At 37.1% G+C, this 17081-nt stretch carries 18 protein-coding genes; 15 read left to right on the plus strand and 3 right to left on the minus strand.

Features of this window, described 5'->3' with window-relative positions; translation table 11 throughout:
• Positions 1-257 precede the first annotated feature (257 nt).
• The 10 genes from V4T18_RS00700 to V4T18_RS00745 all read left to right on the plus strand — a co-directional run bounded on the left by V4T18_RS00700 (position 258) and on the right by V4T18_RS00745 (position 10264).
• Positions 258-1157: an ABC transporter ATP-binding protein gene (locus V4T18_RS00700; protein WP_332645428.1), complete on the plus strand. Its 900-nt coding sequence runs from the start codon at positions 258-260 to the stop codon at positions 1155-1157.
• Complete coding sequence (locus V4T18_RS00705; RefSeq protein ID WP_332645429.1) at positions 1150-2391, plus strand: ABC transporter permease; 1242 nt, start codon at positions 1150-1152, stop codon at positions 2389-2391. Before V4T18_RS00700 ends, V4T18_RS00705 begins: the two co-directional genes overlap by 8 nt.
• Positions 2392-2538: 147 nt before the next feature.
• Positions 2539-4302, plus strand: a complete 1764-nt coding sequence (locus tag V4T18_RS00710) for an ABC transporter transmembrane domain-containing protein (protein WP_332645431.1) — start codon at positions 2539-2541, stop codon at positions 4300-4302.
• Entirely contained in the window at positions 4292-6067 is a 1776-nt protein-coding gene (locus V4T18_RS00715) for an ABC transporter ATP-binding protein (protein ID WP_332645432.1), read from the plus strand. The genes V4T18_RS00710 and V4T18_RS00715 overlap by 11 nt, the downstream gene beginning before the upstream one ends.
• Positions 6068-6284: 217 nt before the next feature.
• Positions 6285-7193 carry an EamA family transporter RarD gene (gene rarD / locus V4T18_RS00720; protein ID WP_332645434.1) on the plus strand — a complete coding sequence of 303 codons (909 nt, stop codon included), beginning with the start codon at positions 6285-6287 and terminating at the stop codon, positions 7191-7193.
• A 115-nt stretch (positions 7194-7308) separates the two neighbouring features.
• Entirely contained in the window at positions 7309-7941 is a 633-nt protein-coding gene (locus V4T18_RS00725) for a hypothetical protein (RefSeq protein ID WP_332645437.1), read from the plus strand.
• Between the two features lie 111 nt (positions 7942-8052).
• Entirely contained in the window at positions 8053-8442 is a 390-nt protein-coding gene (locus V4T18_RS00730; RefSeq protein WP_332645439.1) for a hypothetical protein, read from the plus strand.
• A gap of 152 nt (positions 8443-8594) precedes the next feature.
• Complete coding sequence (locus tag V4T18_RS00735; protein ID WP_332645441.1) at positions 8595-9305, plus strand: cytochrome c biogenesis CcdA family protein; 711 nt, start codon at positions 8595-8597, stop codon at positions 9303-9305.
• A gap of 64 nt (positions 9306-9369) precedes the next feature.
• Complete coding sequence (locus V4T18_RS00740) at positions 9370-9726, plus strand: response regulator (protein WP_332645442.1); 357 nt, start codon at positions 9370-9372, stop codon at positions 9724-9726.
• A 40-nt stretch (positions 9727-9766) separates the two neighbouring features.
• On the plus strand, positions 9767-10264 hold the full coding sequence (locus V4T18_RS00745) for a CcdC family protein (RefSeq protein WP_332645444.1): 498 nt from the start codon (positions 9767-9769) through the stop codon (positions 10262-10264).
• Between the two features lie 12 nt (positions 10265-10276).
• On the opposite strand, the gene V4T18_RS00750 is transcribed toward V4T18_RS00745, so the two are convergent.
• A complete protein-coding gene (locus V4T18_RS00750; RefSeq protein ID WP_332645446.1) occupies positions 10277-10708 on the minus strand; it encodes a DUF2621 domain-containing protein in 432 nt (143 codons plus the stop codon).
• Between the two features lie 119 nt (positions 10709-10827).
• Here V4T18_RS00750 and V4T18_RS00755 point away from each other — a divergent pair, with 119 nt between their 5' ends.
• The 4 genes from V4T18_RS00755 (at position 10828) to V4T18_RS00770 (ending at position 12212) form a co-directional block, all read left to right on the plus strand.
• Entirely contained in the window at positions 10828-11043 is a 216-nt protein-coding gene (locus tag V4T18_RS00755; RefSeq protein WP_332645448.1) for a DUF1659 domain-containing protein, read from the plus strand.
• Positions 11044-11078: 35 nt separating this feature from the next.
• On the plus strand, positions 11079-11297 hold the full coding sequence (locus tag V4T18_RS00760; RefSeq protein WP_332645451.1) for a DUF2922 domain-containing protein: 219 nt from the start codon (positions 11079-11081) through the stop codon (positions 11295-11297).
• Positions 11298-11353: 56 nt separating this feature from the next.
• Entirely contained in the window at positions 11354-11479 is a 126-nt protein-coding gene (locus tag V4T18_RS00765; RefSeq protein ID WP_332645452.1) for a YvrJ family protein, read from the plus strand.
• A 118-nt stretch (positions 11480-11597) separates the two neighbouring features.
• A complete protein-coding gene (locus V4T18_RS00770) occupies positions 11598-12212 on the plus strand; it encodes an SCO family protein (protein ID WP_332645454.1) in 615 nt (204 codons plus the stop codon).
• Between the two features lie 121 nt (positions 12213-12333).
• On the opposite strand, the gene cydC is transcribed toward V4T18_RS00770, so the two are convergent.
• The gene (gene cydC, locus V4T18_RS00775) at positions 12334-14007 is read right to left on the minus strand and encodes a thiol reductant ABC exporter subunit CydC (protein ID WP_332645455.1); all 1674 of its coding nucleotides are present in this window, start codon (positions 14005-14007) and stop codon (positions 12334-12336) included.
• Complete coding sequence (gene cydD, locus V4T18_RS00780) at positions 13991-15706, minus strand: thiol reductant ABC exporter subunit CydD (RefSeq protein ID WP_332645458.1); 1716 nt, start codon at positions 15704-15706, stop codon at positions 13991-13993. Before cydD ends, cydC begins: the two co-directional genes overlap by 17 nt.
• A 177-nt stretch (positions 15707-15883) precedes the next feature.
• On the opposite strand from cydD, the gene V4T18_RS00785 reads away from it, so the two are divergent.
• Positions 15884-17077 (plus strand): NAD(P)/FAD-dependent oxidoreductase, encoded by a 1194-nt coding sequence (locus V4T18_RS00785; protein WP_332645460.1) that lies wholly within the window; start codon positions 15884-15886, stop codon positions 17075-17077.
• The last annotated feature ends 4 nt before the right edge of the window (positions 17078-17081 follow it).

A 17081-nucleotide genomic window follows, 5' to 3' on the forward strand; every position in this document is an offset into this window, starting at 1 on the left:
TTAATGCATAATTGATTCTACTACAACTGATAAATTACAACATGTAAGCGGTTTTTTGTGAATAATTTCAAAACTTTTGAGATAACTAGGTGCCCAAAGGTTCTGCATTTTAGTTTAATTCCTATTTTGTGTAAACCAAATTTTATGAGTTTTTACAATTTTATAGAAATTATTTGAAACTAAAACTGACTTTATACGTATATTGAGTTAGGCAAGCAAGTATTATTACAATAGTTAGAGGAAAGGAGTATACATAAATGGCATTAAAGCTTGAGCACGTAACAAAACGCTACAAAGATTTCACAGCTGTGCAGGACTTAACTTTTGAAATTGAAAAGGGTGAGATTTTCGGTCTAATAGGTCAAAATGGAGCCGGTAAAACGACAACTTTTCGTATGATTTTAGATTTACAGGATACAACAGAAGGGACGATAAAATGGGATGGAACGCCCATCAATTCAGTTAATCGTGATCTTCTTGGGTATTTACCAGAGGAAAGAGGAATATTCCCTACGATGAAGGTAGAGGATCAGCTTTACTTCTTCGGCGAATTACGTGGAATGAAAAAAGAGGTATTAAAAAAAGAAATCGATTTTTGGATAGAACAATTTGATCTTGAAGAAAAGCGAAAGGATAAGGCAGAAACCTTATCAAAAGGAAATCAGCAAAAGGTGCAGCTAATTGCTAGCTTTATTCATAAGCCAAGGTTCTTAATTCTTGATGAGCCGTTTAGTGGTCTTGATCCAGTGAATAAAGATCTACTAAAAAATGCGATTCTACATTTGCGTGATGAAGGAATGACTATTTTATTTTCAAGTCATCAAATGGAAAATGTCGAGGAGCTTTGTGACCACTTATGCCTATTAAAAAGAGGTGTTTCTCTATTCTCGGGCTCCTTACTAGATCTAAAAAAGCAGTATGGTAAAACAAAGCTGACAATTCGTACAGCATTGTCAGAACAAGAGCTAGCTAAGTTACCCGGTGTAAAAGATATAAAGGTTGATAGGGACCAATATATATTAACTTTAGAGGACGAAAAATATGCTAAGCAAGTATTTGAAGCTGTATCGAATGGGGAGTATATTGAGAAATTTAGTCTGGACTATTTATCGCTAGACGAAATCTTTAAAGATCAAGTAGGTGGCAATCATGTCTAAGTTTTCAGTTCTATTAAAGCAATTATATAAGCAAAAATTACGTTCAAAGGCATTTATTATTACAACAACAATTTATCTAGTTGCCATATTTGCAGTTGCATTTTGGTCTGACATTAAGGGACTTTTTGATAGTAAGGATGAGCAGGCAGAGCAAATCGCCCTTATTGTTAAAACAGATATGGATGTTTCGAATTATTTCCATAGTGATGGTAGTACCGAATTTGAGGTAGTAGAAAATGTGAAGGATATAGAGAAAGACCTTAAAAATGGTGATTACTTAGCTGCTATTGAGCTTAGTGATAAAGACGGGAAATTAGCAGCCGATATTTATTCATTTGATCCGCTCCCACTAAATAAACAAGAGGATATTTCCTATCAGCTTGATGCAGTAGCGCAGCTTTACGCAATGGGGCAGCTTAATTTAACAGATGAACAATCTGCTTCGTTGCTCGATACAGCACCTATTTTAAAAATGACTCCGTTAAATAAGGAGGCTTTAGAAGGCAAAACAACAGAAGAGAAGCGTGCTGGAATGTTCGGTTCCTATGCTGCAGGAATTCTAATTTATATTTTTGTACTATCCTATTTATCAATAATAACAACAGATGTTGCATCAGAAAAAGGCTCTCGTGCATTAGAAATGCTACTTGTTAGTGTAAAGCCAGAAACTCATTTTCGTTCAAAAGTATTTGGAATATACCTAGTAGCAATTACACAATTCGTTATTCTGTTTAGTGTCCTATTTGCCGTACTGAAGTTTAAGGATGGAGGGGCAATGTGGAAATTCGTGGAGGAAATCATGTCTGATTTATCTCCAACGTTTTTAATCTATGTTGTGTTATTCTTACTGCTGACGATCCTATTATTCTTAATTGTTGGTGCATTATTTGGGTCCCTTGTGTCCAAAGTAGAGGAATCCTCACAAGTAATGACACCTGCGATGATTGTTATTATTATAGGGTTTTATATTATGATCGCTGCCATGACAAATCCGGATACTCTATTGATTAAAGTATTTTCATACGTGCCGTTCACATCAGGTATGGTCATGCCAATGCGAATAGGTGGTACAGATATGGCTTTCATTGAGCCATTATTATCCCTAGGCGTACTTCTAGCAACGGTTATTGGGCTTTATTTGTTAAGCTTAACCTTCTACAAACGTAGTGTTTTAACATATTCAACAGGTGGTATACTTCAAAAAATTAAAACGGTATTTAAAGTAACAACCTAATATAAATGAGCCTCAAGAACGTATTCTTGAGGCTTTTTTCATGGAGAAAATAATTTCAAAAATCGGAATGTTTTATTATAAAACTATTCATAGGCTTTAGAAAATTTGCTAAAATATACAAATCGAAGTAGGGAAATGGGTGAGTATATGAAGGTGTTTATAAAACTCGGTTGGTTTTTTAAGGAGAAGAAAACCGAATATTTAGTCGGTATATTTATGCTGGCGCTCGTTGCAGTGATACAGCTTATACCACCAAAAGTGATTGGCTATACAATTGATGAAATAGGGGCAGGTTCCTTAACGAAAGGCTCTTTAGCGAAATGGATTGGCCTCATCATTATTGTTGCTATTATTATGTATGCTCTTCGCTATTACTGGAGAAAAATGATTTTTGGTTCGTCAAACTATTTAGCGAAGGCACTCCGAGAAAAATTATTTCGGCATTTTTCGAAGATGTCACCCGCCTTTTACCAGCAGCGTCGTGTTGGAGATTTAATGGCTCATGCAACAAATGATATCTCTGCTGTTCAGCAAACGGCTGGTGGGGGCGTATTAACGCTTTTTGATTCTGCCATGACAGGTGGTTTCGTTATCCTCGCTATGGCTTTTACAATCGATTGGCGTCTAACCTTGATTGCACTGCTTCCAATGCCGTTTATGGCGATTTTAACTAGCTATTATGGGAAATTACTGCATACTCGATTCCGTACCGCTCAAGGTGCTTTTTCGGATTTAAATGATAAAACACAAGAGAGTATTAGTGGAATCAAGGTGATTAAAACTTTTGGTCATCAGGAACAGGATATAGGAGATTTTACTCGCCTTTCTGATGAGGTAGTGGAAAAGAATCTCCATGTAGCAAAGGTGGACTCGTTGTTTGATCCAACGATTAGCCTTGTCATAGGCGTAAGTTTTATATTAACACTATCCTTTGGCGCAAAATTTATTGTTGATGGGGCCATGTCAATTGGTGATTTAGTTGCCTTTACGACCTACTTAGGCTTACTGGTGTGGCCAATGCTTGCTATCGGGATGCTGTTTAATATTGTTGAGCGGGGGAGTGCCTCATATGACCGGATTGAACAGTTGCTAAGAGTACCTATTGAAATGGAAGATTCATTCGGTGCAATCGATAGACGACCAAATGGAGATGTAATTTTTCGTGTGAAATCATTCTGTTTTCCAGATGACACAACACCAGCGTTACAAAATGTCTCATTTCACTTAAAAGAGGGCGAAACGCTAGGAATCGTAGGAAAAACAGGCTCGGGAAAAACAGCTGTTTTAAAATTACTGCTGCGCGAATTCGATGGATATGATGGTGAAATTATGTACAATGGTATACCAATTGAGCAATATAAGAAACTTTGCTACAGAGAAGCAATTGGTTACGTGCCTCAGGATCATTTTTTATTTTCGGCCTCAATTTACGAGAATATTGCATTTGCAAATGTTCAAGCGAAAGAGGAAATTGTGTATCGGGCAGCAAGAACAGCTCATATCCATGAAGACATTGAACGTTTTCCAAAAGGCTATGAAACTGTCGTTGGTGAGCGAGGGGTATCTTTATCTGGTGGGCAAAAGCAACGAATATCCATTGCACGTGCCCTTTTAACTAAACCAGAGCTTCTCATATTAGACGATTCCTTATCTGCAGTCGATGCAAAAACAGAGGAAGCTATTCTACACTCACTAAAAGAGGAACGTATGGATGCAACGACCATCATTACGTCTCATCGTCTAAGTGCCATTCAGCATGCCGAGCTTATTCTAGTTATGCACGATGGAACGATTGTAGAACAGGGGAATCATGATGAACTGATGTCTTTAAAGGGGCGTTATTGTGAAATGTATAGGCTGCAGCAGCTAGAGCAGCTTGTGGAACAAGGAGGGCAAGTACATGAAGGATAAGCCAACCTTTTCACGTAAGGAGCAAGCAGCAATATTAAAACGATTATTATCGTATTTAAAGCCTCATAAAAAGGCTATCGCTTTTGCATTATTATTACTCGTATTAACAGTTACAGGTGATGTATTAGGTCCCTATATAATTAAGGTCTTTTTAGATGAACATGTAGCCTTGCGAAGCTTCGAGCAAGGACCGATTCTTTTTTTAGCAGGCTCGTATATTCTCATTCAGCTTTTAAATGTTGTAATAAGCTATTTCCAGCAGCTGAGGTTTCAGGAAATTGCATTGAAGGTTATACGTCAGCTTCGGATAGATGTTTTTACAAAAATTCATGGGCTTGGGATGCGTTATTTTGATCGTGTACCAGCAGGGGCAATTGTTTCTCGTGCTACAAACGATACAGAAGCAATTAAAGATTTATTTGTAAGTGTCCTTATTAGTATTGTACAGGCTGCCTTTTTAATCATCGGAGTTTATGTAGCGATGTTTTTACTTAATCCGATGCTCGCTCTGTTTGCAGTTGTGTTGCTTCCGGTTATCATTTACATTATTTATTTATATCGTAAGCTTAGCTCGGTCATTTATATGGCGATGCGGGAAAAGCTAAGTGAACTAAATGCGAAGCTTTCGGAATCGTTATCAGGAATGAGCATTATTCAGGCGTTCCGTCAAGAGTCACGTTTTAATAAGGAATTTGATGTTATCAATGAACAGCATTATAAGGCAATGATGGACAATACAAAGCTAAACAGTTTACTACTTCGTCCAATTATTGATTTAGTATATTTTGCAGCGATTGTATTACTCTTAACCTATTTCGGTCTTACCTCGTTACAAACAGCAGTTGAGGTGGGGGTTGTCTATGCTTTTGTATCGTATATTAGTCGATTCTTTGAGCCAATTAATCAAATGATGGAACGGCTGTCCTTGTTTCAGCAAGCAATCGTTGCATCAAGTCGAGTATTTGAGCTGTTAGATGATACGAATGTAGAACCAAAGCAAAATACTACTGATTTAGAGATAACAGACGGGAAAATTGAGTTTCAGAACGTGTCATTTAGCTATGACGGAGCTCAGGACGTGCTAAAAAACATTTCGTTTACAGTTCATCCGGGCGAAACCGTTGCCTTAGTCGGACATACTGGTAGCGGAAAAAGCTCAATCATTAATATGCTGATGCGCTTTTATGAATTTGAACGAGGAGCTATATTGATAGATGGTGTATCTATCCGAGAGTATAGTCAGCATGAGCTTAGAAGAAAGCTAGGTTTAGTTTTACAGGATCCTTTCCTGTTTTATGGTACGGTTGCAAGTAACATACGCCTTTATAATGACGAGCTTTCTGATCAGGATGTCCGAGAGGCCGCAAAGTTTGTACAAGCAGATAGCTTTATTGAAAGCCTACCTAATAGTTATTATCAAAAGGTAACTGAACGAGGATCGACATTTTCTAGTGGGCAGCGTCAATTAATAGCGTTCGCCCGAACAATTGCAACAAATCCTAAAGTACTAATTTTGGATGAAGCGACAGCATCAATTGATACGGAGACAGAGGTAGCTATACAAGCCTCTTTAAATAAAATGCGGAAAGGTAGAACGACGATTGCCATTGCACATCGATTATCAACCATTCAGGATGCAGAACAAATACTCGTACTTCATCAGGGAGAGATCGTTGAGTGCGGTAATCATCAGCAGCTACTAGCCCAAAAAGGCTTGTATCATAAAATGTATTTGCTGCAAAATGGTATTGTGGAAGTTGAATAGGTAGGAAGGAAGGGGGCTATTCGTTAGTAATAGCTCCCTTCATTTAGGCAAAGTAAAAATATATTTTGTAAAGAATTACTTATCTCTGAACCATTTATAAGTTGATAGGTTGATAATTTCTATTTCCGAAATAATTTTAACTTTATCGCATTTACATTTTTAAGTATGCCCTCTATAATAGGCTTTATTTATATTATGCTAAGTAAGAGGTGCGGTTATGACAGAGCAACAAAAGGGCATGGTATTTGCCTTTTTATCTTATGCAATATGGGGTATTTTCCCGATGTTTTGGAAGCTGCTTCAACATGTTGATAGTATGGAGCTATTAGCTGGTCGTATAATTTGGTCATTTGTCTTTACAACCATATTTGTATTAATAATTGGTCAACTAAAATATTTACGTCAAGATCTACTATTTCTTTGGCGCAATAAAAAGCAATTTTTCTCATTAATAGCAGCGTCATTTTTTATTTCAATCAATTGGTTTACATATATTTGGGCGGTCACGCATGATCATGTACTAGAATCGTCTATGGGCTATTATATTAATCCGTTAATCTCAGTATTATTTGGCATGTTATTTTTTAAAGAGAAATTATCGAGGGCGACAATCCTATCGGTCATTATGGCATCGTTAGGAGTACTTATCATTGCAGTGAATTATGGACAGGTTCCATGGACATCATTGCTCTTAGCTTTATCTTTTGGAATCTATGGAGTTCTTAAGAAAAAAATCGAGCTCGATGCAACACGTGGGTTAGCTATTGAAACTTTATTTATTTTACCATTCGCGCTTATCTATATGCTTTATTTGTATGGTAAAGGAACAGTAGCATTTTTACATATTGATATTACTACTGATGTATTAATCTTAGTTAGCGGAATTTTAACTGCCATTCCACTCGTTCTTTTTGCAAAAGGAGCTCAAAAAATTCCGCTGTACTTAATGGGCTTTATCCAATATGTATCACCGTCAATCACGTTTGTTCTTGGTGTATTCTTATACAAGGAGCCATTTTCAAATATAGACTTACTCGCCTTTTCATGTATTTGGATTGCTCTTCTCATTTTTTCACTTTCAAAATTAATAGAAGCTAGGAAAAGAAACGCAATAAAAACAGCATAGAAAATGAGAAGGATAAGCTACGAGACTGAGACTCGTAGCTTATTTTTATTTTTAGCAGGGTTTCTGCGATAAATGTCGAATAATAATACTTGTAATACATAAAGGGGGAGAAAGGATGTATGTAACATTTGGGGATAAGAAGTATGATTTTCACAAAATCGAATTAGATGTTCTTCAAAAGGGGATTGAGAACACCTTTGCAAAATTCGATAAAATGACACTTGAGGAGCTGCTGCAGCAAAAAAAGTATGAGCATTTAAAAGATGATACCGAAACACAGTATACAAATTTGCTCGACAAGCCTGCTGGGCAAGCGTTACTTGAGCTTAAAGAATTGGGGAATCCGTTTTATAAGCAGTTTTTAAATAATTACGGGGATTTAAATTTTTCACGTTTTGTTGTTAAGGGAAATGAGGATTTGCTACAAAAAAATGGCGTGTATAACATCATTGTAGGGAATGAACTTGTTTTTTCAGGGGTATGTGCACGATCTTATCGAGAGCGCTTTAACCAACACATTGGCAATATTTCAGCGAAGGGTTGTTTTAAGGATGGGACTGCAACTCATTGTCATATTAATGCACGTTTAACGGATCGATTTGGAAAGGATAAAATTCACTTTTCGATATGTCCTATGAATGATACGAAGGAAATGAATATGCTGAAAAATTCAATTATTCGACGCTTCGAGCCGATTTGGAATTTAAGAGCAGGTAAGGAAGTAACTGAATTTTTACGTACGTTTTAATAAAAATGCTTTGCACAAATCATTGTGCAGAGCATTTTTTTATTGCATTTGTTTCTAATTGATGCCTCTTAAAAATAAACTAGTAGGAAGAATACAAAAGGGTGAGTGTTTATGAAGGAGGCATTACGTTTTTACGGCGAAGTTCATAAGCAATATTGGTGGCTCCATTTTATTGTATTAATTCTATTACTATTTACATCTCTTTTTTGGTATGTACTACCATTCTACATTGTGAGCTATGGCAATTATGATCCTTCATTTCTCATAAGAATAATTCTACTATTATTCCTTTTTATATTTCCTTCCGTATTTATAACATTTCATTGCTGGTTTATAAGCTTCGCTGCTGCAAAAAAATGGGTTGAACAAAAGCCAGAAAAAAAGAAATGGGCTTGGTTGTTTATTTTTCAGACAATGGCCTATGTTATTGTAATTTTATTTACCGTTTTGATTTATTCAATGTTCAGTGTTGTTGATTTTTTTTATAATCCAAGCTTTTAGAAGGGTTTGCTTTGGTTATATGTTTTGCTTTATTTTGTTACTTCACATTTATCACACGAAGTTGCCATGAAATATTCAAAGTTGTAAAGAGCGCTTTTTTGCTTGGAATTTGATACGATTGAAATATTAACAAGAAGGGATGAACATATTTCATGGCAACAGATATTAATGTATTTTTTGCGTTTGGAGCTGGATTTTTAAGTTTTATTTCGCCATGCACCTTGCCGCTTTATCCGGCATTCCTATCATATATAACAGGAATGACGCTAGATGAGCTGAAAAATGAAAAAGGAATGATGCAAAGAAGGGCTATCTTACATACACTCTTTTTCCTTTTAGGATTTTCAATTATTTTTATTGCAATCGGTTTTAGTGCTTCACTTGCAAAGGATTTCTTTTTCAATTACCAGGATTTAATTCGTCAAATTGGTGCTATTTTAATTGTTATCTTTGGTTTAATAATTGTAGGCTTGCTTCAAATCGATTTCTTAATGAAGGATCGTAAATTTCAATTTAAAAATCGACCAGGTGGCTATTTTGGCTCCGTATTAATTGGTCTAGCTTTTGCAGCAGGATGGACGCCTTGTACAGGCCCGATTTTAGCCTCTATTATTTTACTTGCAGGAACAAACCCAGATGCAGGCTTAGGCTATATGCTTGCTTATTACTTTGGATTTGCAATACCGTTCTTTATCCTATCTTTCTTTATTTCACGAATGAATTGGATTCGAACACATAGTCAAAAAATCGTTAAAATTGGTGGCTATATTATGATAGCGGTCGGAATTCTTCTATTCTTTAATGGACTTGATTATATTATTCGTCTTCTTTCACCAATTTTCGGTGGATTTACTGGCTTCTAATTTGTTAAACTTAAGAGAATGCAAATGTACAATTGTTAGCCGAGTTTTGTGAAGGAGTTTTTCTATGCCAACTGTATTAATAGTAGATGATGCACTCTTTATGCGTGTCACTATTGGAAAAATGTTAACAGAATGGGGTTTTGATGTAATAGGTGAGGCATCAAATGGAAAACAAGCGGTAAAAATGTATCGTGAGCTACGCCCAGACCTTGTTACTATGGACTTAACGATGCCTGTAATGTCTGGCTTAGAAGCTGTAAAAGAAATTATACCGGAGTTTCCTGATGCTAAAATCGTTATGATCACAGCATTAGGGCAGCAACGAATTATTGTTGATGCAATAGAGCATGGGGCAAAAGATTTTATTACAAAACCGTTCACACCTGAAAAGCTAAAGCAGGTTATTGATAACCTTTTTTAATCGCAGGAAGGTCAAGCAACGAGATAGAGGAGGGATTCGAATGTTTGGTGCAATACCTTCTCATTATTTAATATTGGCATCTTCTATTGGAGCAGTTTTTATGGGGATTCTTGTTCTCTTCGTACGTATTCGGTCACAGAATAAGCCTGTGAATGTACGAAAAATAATCATTCCGCCACTAGCCATGTCAACAGGTGCTTTTATGTTTCTTTTTGAAGAGTTTCGAGTGGCACCTATGCAAATTTTAGAGGCAACTCTATTAGGGTTATTGTTTTCGACGGTGTTAATTGCAACATCTAAGCTAGAAGTGCGAGATGCTTCTATTTTTTTGAAGCGCTCTAAAGCTTTTGCTTTTATTTTAATTGGACTACTTGTATTACGAATTGTATTGAAATCAGTATTTTCCAGCAGCTTAGACGTAGGAGAATTAGGAGGAATGTTTTTCCTGCTAGCTTGGTCAATGATTATACCATGGCGTTTATCCATGCTACGTCAATATAAGAAGCTAGAAAAAAGCCTTACGAGAATGAACTCGTAAGGCTTTTCTCTTTTATTCGAATAAATGCTCGTAAGGTGTAATATCAATTTCCATTTGATTTAATTTTTTTCGTAAAAACTTATGGTCTCGCTTTGGTGTAGCTTGAATATAGCCACGAATAATTAAATCATGAGAGATTGAATTTGCATGCTCCTCCAGTGCTAACTCACCGATTTTGCCTGCAATTTTTTCCTTTGCTACCTGTCTAAAAAGCTCAGGTACAGGGCTTGTCAATTCGCCAAGTAACTCTTTTGCATCCTCACTCCATAAATGGATTGTTTTATCCAAATAAAAATTTTGCCAGTCTAAATCAGATTTACCATCCTTTTTAGGTAGTGCCTTTAAAAATTTTCTAAACATGAAAAATCCGCCGATTCCCATTAACGAGATAAGTACGACAACCCAAAATAATATAAACCATAAAAACCATCCACTTAATATCATATGTTCACCTCTTTACTAGCTCTCTAACTATTATAAGAGCTTTCTCCAATTTTTTCATTAGCTATGTCCCTTTTTCTCTTTCAAAAAACTATATATGTTTATGAAAGGGGGTGAACATCATGGCAGCCTATCAATTCCAAAGCGCTTCACTTGTTTTATCGTTTGATGCTGGTGTTAACGAGGAAAATAAGCCGATTGTTAAAAAGGCAACGTATCGAAATGTGAAGGAGCAGGCATCTGCTACTGAATTAGCAGCAGTAGCTACTGCACTAGGAAGTCTTTCTGAATTAACATTAATCGATGTTGAAAAGACACAAAAAGAAACAATTGCCTAATGCAAGCTTGAAATCAGTAGAAGGGAGGGAATCGTATGACAAAAGTATTAGAGCTAGTATTTGAATTAACTGGCGGTAAAACTTTAACACTTTCAATTAATAACCCTAGTACGAGTTTAACAGATGAAATGGTTAATTCCACAATGCAAACAATCATTGCACAAAATATCTTCGAGCGAGAAGGGCAATCGATTGTTGGAAAAAAATCAGCGCGCTTAGTTGATCGTGTTGTTACACCGTTTACTATGAGCTAACGATTAAGCCGGCAAGAGCTCTTGCCGGCTTTTTCATAAGAAAGGGGGGCTGACCGATGGAAGAGTGGGTATCGTTAGTACAAGAGATTGGATTTCCGATTCTCGTATCGTTTTATTTACTCTATAGAATCGAAAATAAACTCGAGGCTATTCATACAGCACTAGTTTCCATGAAGCCTTAGAAAATTGTGAAATTATTTTTCACAATATCGTTGAAAAGCCTTCACGAAACCGACTATTGTCATTACTAGCGCAATTAGGGTAAGATGAAATCAATGATGGAAGAGTGGAGAGATAGTTATGAAAAAAAGATTAGTCGGACTCGTTGCGCTACTTTTCATTGCAACGATTGTAAGCGCATGCAGCAATTATAAATTTAAACCTTCGACTGCATATGAGATTGATGATTTCGAGATGACAGATCATAGAGGCGAAAAGGTAACGCTAGAATCATTAGAGGGTAAGCCATGGATCGCGATGTTTATATTTACTAACTGTACGACAATTTGTTCGCCGATGACTGTCAATATGGCTAAAATCCAAGAGGAATTAATCGAGCGTGGAGTAGAAGACTATAATATCGTTGCGTTTTCAGTGGATCCACAAAATGATACGCCGGAAGTGTTATCAGATTATTTAAACTTTATAGAAGTGCCTGATGAATCAAAATGGCATTTACTAACTGGTTACGACCAAAAATTTATTGAGCAATTTGCAAAACAATCGTTTAAAACCATAGTGAAGATGCCTGATAATTCAGACCAAGTATTGCATGCGAATACGTTCCATTTAGTCGATGAAAAAGGGATTATCGTGAAAAATTATACAGGCTACTCAGAAACAGAAGATGGCGTTTCCTACGATACAATCGCCATTGATATGCAAACACTTATTGAAGAACGATTAGGTAAGTAAATAAGTAAGTATACAACGAGCTGTCCGTAATGGGCAGCTTTTTCAATGGAGTTATTCATTTATAGACAAAGATAGAGGGCTGATTGAAAGAATTAATCTCTTTCAATCAGCCCTTTAAAATTTATCGCTTTTGCCCTTGATACATTTTATAGAAGAGACCACGTGCACTCATTAATTGTTCAAATGTTCCGCTTTCAGTTAGTTCGCCATTATCCATCAGTAAGATGTTGTCCATTCTCGCTAAGTCTGTTAGTTTATGAGTGATGAGTATAATTGTTTTGTCTCTTCCACAATTGAGAAGTGTATCGAATAAATGTGCCTCCGTTTTAGCATCTACACTTGTGAACGGTTCGTCAAGTAGCCATAGCTCGGTGTTTTTTAACAGGACTCGAGCAAAAGCTAGACGCTGCTTTTCTCCACCTGAAAGATTTGATCCTTTTTCATAAATAGGTGAATCTAAAGGTTTTGAAATGAATACTTGATTTAACACATGTTGTAGCTCCTCATCAGGCGCTGCTGGCTTTGCTAAAAGTAAATTATCTCTAAGGGTTCCAGAAAAGAAGTGATTATGCTGTAATTGAATACTCATTTGATCCCAGAGCTGCTGCTTTTCAATTTCAACTATTGACTGTTCGTTTACTAGTATATTTCCGCTACTTGGCTGAAGCTCTTGAATGAGCAGCTGGAATATCGTTGATTTACCTGAGCCACTTTGACCAACAATGGCCACTTTTTTCCCAGGAGAAACCGCAAAACTGACTTGTGAAATAGCCGGGTGAATGGATTGCTCATAACTATAGCTCACTTTATCACATGTTATTTTTAAGCGTTTATCTCTCACTAATGGCTTAGAATTTATAGCCGGAGTGGAACAAACCTCTTCTAACCGATTAGTCGCCTCCTCTGCATTAAGATAATGACTCGGTACGACCGCTAAACCAATAGCTGATTCAAATACTGTTAATGAGATTAGAATTAGCATGGCAAAGTATAGCCCGTCTAAATCTCCGATTGAAACTAAGTAAGCACCAACACCAACAATGAAAAATGCTGTAAGTAATGAAATAAGCTGATTCCAAAAATGAGCACTCTGTTCGCGGTTCATTTCTTGTCGAATTTGTCGAGAATAATCAAGGCTGATTTTTTGTAATGCCTGCTCCTTAGAGGCTAATTGGTTATGCAACTGTAAATCACGGTATCCGTATAAATATTCCGTTGCATCATTTGAAAATACTCTTTTCACTGATGAGCGATCCATGTTCCTTTTTTGACTAATAAGGAACGCCGGAACGATTGTACTTGTGAAAATAAAACCAATCATTAAAATTAACGAAATCCACGGAGAAAACCAAACTGTAAACAGGATTGTAGCCAAAAAAACAAATAGTGCAATAAACGGAGGATACACAACGCGTAAGAAAAAATTCTGCAATACATCAACATCGCTTGTTATTCGATTTAGTAGGTCTCCGCTTTTATAGGTATGCAAAAGATTGGCTTGTCCAACGAGCTTTTTGAAAAAGCGCATTCGTACAGCACTCATGAAGCGAAATGTGACGCGGTGAGAAATATAGCGCTCCCCATACTTACTAGCTGATTTAACAACACCAAACAGCTTAAGAAAAGCTGTTAAAATTAATATTATATAAAAGGGAGGCATAAGAGCCGCCTTTGAAATGAGAAAGCCGCTTTGCGCAAATAGCGCTACTGCAGTAAGGCCGCTAATAGTCCCAGCAGCCATGGCCAGTAGTACATCCTTTTTATCCTGCCAAATCATACTATAGAGTGCCTTCATTAGATGAGCCCCCGTTCTTCATAAAAGAATAAAATGGGTGAGAGGCTAATTGTGCTTGTGTACCATAAGCACTCACTTTTCCATTTTCGATTACATAAATTGTATTTGCATGCTGAACGCTTTCAAAGCGATGTCCAACAATAATGACGGTCGCACGTTGCTGGAATGCCTGAATCGCTTTTGTTAGTAACTGCTCTGTTAACACATCGAGTCCTGCAGTTGGTTCATCGAAAAATAAAATGGAAGGGTTTTTTAAAAAAGCTCGGGCTATAGCGACGCGCTGCTTTTCACCACCAGATAATCCTCGCCCACCTTCACCAATAAATGTATCTAGCTTTTCAGGAAGTGTTTCTAGCCAATCAGTAAGCTGTGCTTGTCGTAATGCATCGTAGATTTCCTCATCAGAAGCTAGAATACCCATTCGAATATTATCACGAAGCGTACCTGCAAACACATATGGATGCTGAGAAATATAGCTCATTTTTTCATACCATGCTTGCTCAGATACTTTATTTCGTGGCTTTCCATCTAGTAAAACCTTACCGCTATTTATTTCCATCATGCTTGATAGCATATTTAATATCGTTGTTTTACCGTGACCAGTAGGGCCAATTAAAGCAATAGTTTCGCCAGGCTCAACATTGAGAGAGATTGGTCCTATAAGTGGACCATTATTATATTGATATGTTGCCTGCCGTAATGAAAGCTGCGGTTGATCTCCAATCGGATCTTTGCCCCAACGAACAGGTGTTGAAGATGATTGCATTGCTTCCTCGATAATCGATACAGCTCCTAAGCTTCCTCGACCTGTATGAAAGGCTGCACCAAGCTCTTTTAAGGAGTTGTAGTACTCAGGTGCTAATGTTAATACAAAAAATGCAGGTGCAAAAGAAAGAGACTGAAAGACAATCATTTGAAAGCCTATTTCAAGTGCCACTAACCCCACCCCTAATGTTGTGATTAGTTCAATAAATAGTGTAGAAGCAAAAGCTATTTTTAAAACGGATAACGTACGCTCCATAAATCCTTTATTACTCTGGGCTAATACTTGCTCTTGCTGATCACTTTGTCCAAAGAGGCGAATCGTTTGAAGGCCTTGCAGTAAATCAAGAAACTTTCCTGAAAATCGATTCATCGCTACTAATTGCTCTTCGGATTTGGCTTTCGTTTGTAGACCGACAATAATATACGTTAACGGTATAAAAGGGGCTGTAATGAGCATAATCCAGCCACTTGTCGAATGCGTCATAAACACGGCGATTAATACGATTAGTGGTACGACAGTTGTTTTGATAACTTGCGGAATATATTCTCTGTAATAGCTTTCAATTTGGTCAACAGTATCAATTAACAGCGTAACCTTTTCACCTGTTTGGGTTGTTATTTGCTCTTCCATTGCACGTTTTGTCCAATTACGAAGTAACGCTTTTCGAACAGTGTTTTTCACTCGTTCCGCTAAGGCTCCACCAATTCTGTTAATCCCGAACTGGGTCGTTAAACGTAATAAAATCACAATGAATAATACGATTAAATAATGATAAATAGAAGTAAAAGCTTGCCCCTCTATAAATACAAGATTCACTATTTGTACAATGCTGTAGCCTTGTAGCACAATAGTGCCAGCTAGAATGAGCGATAAAAAGAGTAGGAGAAGCAGCTTTCCTTTGTGTGCTATTGCCCAAGATTGTAAAGTACCCATGAAATCAGCTCCTTTCTTCTTATATTAATATAACCGAAAACAGATTGATTTAGGGGTTTTCCACTAATATTGTAGGTTACAGTTTAGGGGGAAACCCCTATATTTTTGAGATGTGGTTTTCACTATGATGAGAGTGTAAAGCATCACAAGTAAAATAATTAGAAAGAAGGAAGAAGCATGAAGGGTTCTTTCAAAGTCATTATTGTTGGTGGGGGAACAGCTGGTATTTCGGTTGCCGCTCGCTTACTAAGAAAATCGCAAAGCCTGAAAAATGAGGTTGTGATTATAGATCCAGCATCCAAACATTATTATCAGCCGTTATGGACACTAGTCGGCGGAGGGGCTGCTAAAAAAGAAGATTCTGAACGCTCGATGGAATCTGTTATCCCAGAAGGAGCGGTATGGGTTCAACAACCCGTACTTGAATTTAAACCTGAACAAAACGAAGTCCTTCTAGGAGACAAAACAGCTCTTACGTACGACTACTTAATTGTAGCAGGTGGTATTGAAATTAATTGGGGTGCTATTAAAGGATTAAAAGAAGCACTTGGTACAAAATCTGTTTGCAGTAACTACTCATTCGAACATGTAGATTATACATGGGAAACGATTCGCAATTTAAAATCGGGTACAGCGTTATTTACACATCCAAATTCGCCTGTAAAATGCGGTGGAGCGCCACAAAAAATTATGCATATAGCTGAAGATTACTTCCGTAAAGCGGGTGTACGTCAAAATATGAACGTTGTATTTGGTTCAGCAAATCCAGCTATTTTTGATGTACTGAAATACCGTGAGGCGCTAGAAAAAGTAGTAGAGCGAAAAAGAATTGATGCACGATTCCGCCGTAACTTAATTGAAATAAAAGCGGATGAAAAAATCGCCGTCTTTGAACATCTCGATACGGGTGCGAAAGAGGAAGTAAAGTATAGCATGATTCACGTCACACCTTATATGAATGCACCGATGTTTATCGCGAATAGTCCATTAGCTGACCAAAATGGTTGGGTAGATGTAGATATGTATACACTGCAGCACAAAAAATATGAGAACGTATTTGGTCTTGGCGACTGTGCAAACTTACCGACATCTAAGACAGGGGCAGCCATCCGTAAGCAAGCGCCTGTTGTTGCCGAAAATGTACTCGCAAGTATGCGCAACCAAACAATGGATAAAACGTATGACGGTTACTCATCTTGTCCGATCGTCACGGGTTATAACAAACTCATTTTAGCAGAGTTCGACTATTCAAAAGAGCCTGTTGAATCGATGCCATTTAACCAAGCCGTTGAACGTACGAGCATGTATATGATGAAAAAAGATTTACTACCAATCATGTACTGGGACGGCATGCTCAAAGGAACGATGTAGAAAG

The organism is Lysinibacillus sp. 54212, assembly GCF_036662795.1.
GTDB lineage: Bacteria > Bacillota > Bacilli > Bacillales_A > Planococcaceae > Lysinibacillus_B.

Coding starts and splice junctions, on each gene's coding strand:
- cydD (WP_332645458.1), bottom strand. CDS start 15,706: ATGGGTACTTTACAATCTTGGGCAATAGCACACAAAGGAAAGCTGCTT.
- V4T18_RS00760 (WP_332645451.1), top strand. CDS start 11,079: ATGACAAAAGTATTAGAGCTAGTATTTGAATTAACTGGCGGTAAAACT.
- V4T18_RS00725 (WP_332645437.1), top strand. CDS start 7,309: ATGTATGTAACATTTGGGGATAAGAAGTATGATTTTCACAAAATCGAA.
- V4T18_RS00785 (WP_332645460.1), top strand. CDS start 15,884: ATGAAGGGTTCTTTCAAAGTCATTATTGTTGGTGGGGGAACAGCTGGT.
- V4T18_RS00705 (WP_332645429.1), top strand. CDS start 1,150: ATGTCTAAGTTTTCAGTTCTATTAAAGCAATTATATAAGCAAAAATTA.
- V4T18_RS00715 (WP_332645432.1), top strand. CDS start 4,292: ATGAAGGATAAGCCAACCTTTTCACGTAAGGAGCAAGCAGCAATATTA.
- V4T18_RS00770 (WP_332645454.1), top strand. CDS start 11,598: ATGAAAAAAAGATTAGTCGGACTCGTTGCGCTACTTTTCATTGCAACG.
- V4T18_RS00710 (WP_332645431.1), top strand. CDS start 2,539: ATGAAGGTGTTTATAAAACTCGGTTGGTTTTTTAAGGAGAAGAAAACC.
- V4T18_RS00730 (WP_332645439.1), top strand. CDS start 8,053: ATGAAGGAGGCATTACGTTTTTACGGCGAAGTTCATAAGCAATATTGG.
- V4T18_RS00750 (WP_332645446.1), bottom strand. CDS start 10,708: ATGATATTAAGTGGATGGTTTTTATGGTTTATATTATTTTGGGTTGTC.
- V4T18_RS00735 (WP_332645441.1), top strand. CDS start 8,595: ATGGCAACAGATATTAATGTATTTTTTGCGTTTGGAGCTGGATTTTTA.
- V4T18_RS00740 (WP_332645442.1), top strand. CDS start 9,370: ATGCCAACTGTATTAATAGTAGATGATGCACTCTTTATGCGTGTCACT.
- rarD (WP_332645434.1), top strand. CDS start 6,285: ATGACAGAGCAACAAAAGGGCATGGTATTTGCCTTTTTATCTTATGCA.
- V4T18_RS00700 (WP_332645428.1), top strand. CDS start 258: ATGGCATTAAAGCTTGAGCACGTAACAAAACGCTACAAAGATTTCACA.
- V4T18_RS00755 (WP_332645448.1), top strand. CDS start 10,828: ATGGCAGCCTATCAATTCCAAAGCGCTTCACTTGTTTTATCGTTTGAT.
- V4T18_RS00765 (WP_332645452.1), top strand. CDS start 11,354: ATGGAAGAGTGGGTATCGTTAGTACAAGAGATTGGATTTCCGATTCTC.
- cydC (WP_332645455.1), bottom strand. CDS start 14,007: ATGAAGGCACTCTATAGTATGATTTGGCAGGATAAAAAGGATGTACTA.
- V4T18_RS00745 (WP_332645444.1), top strand. CDS start 9,767: ATGTTTGGTGCAATACCTTCTCATTATTTAATATTGGCATCTTCTATT.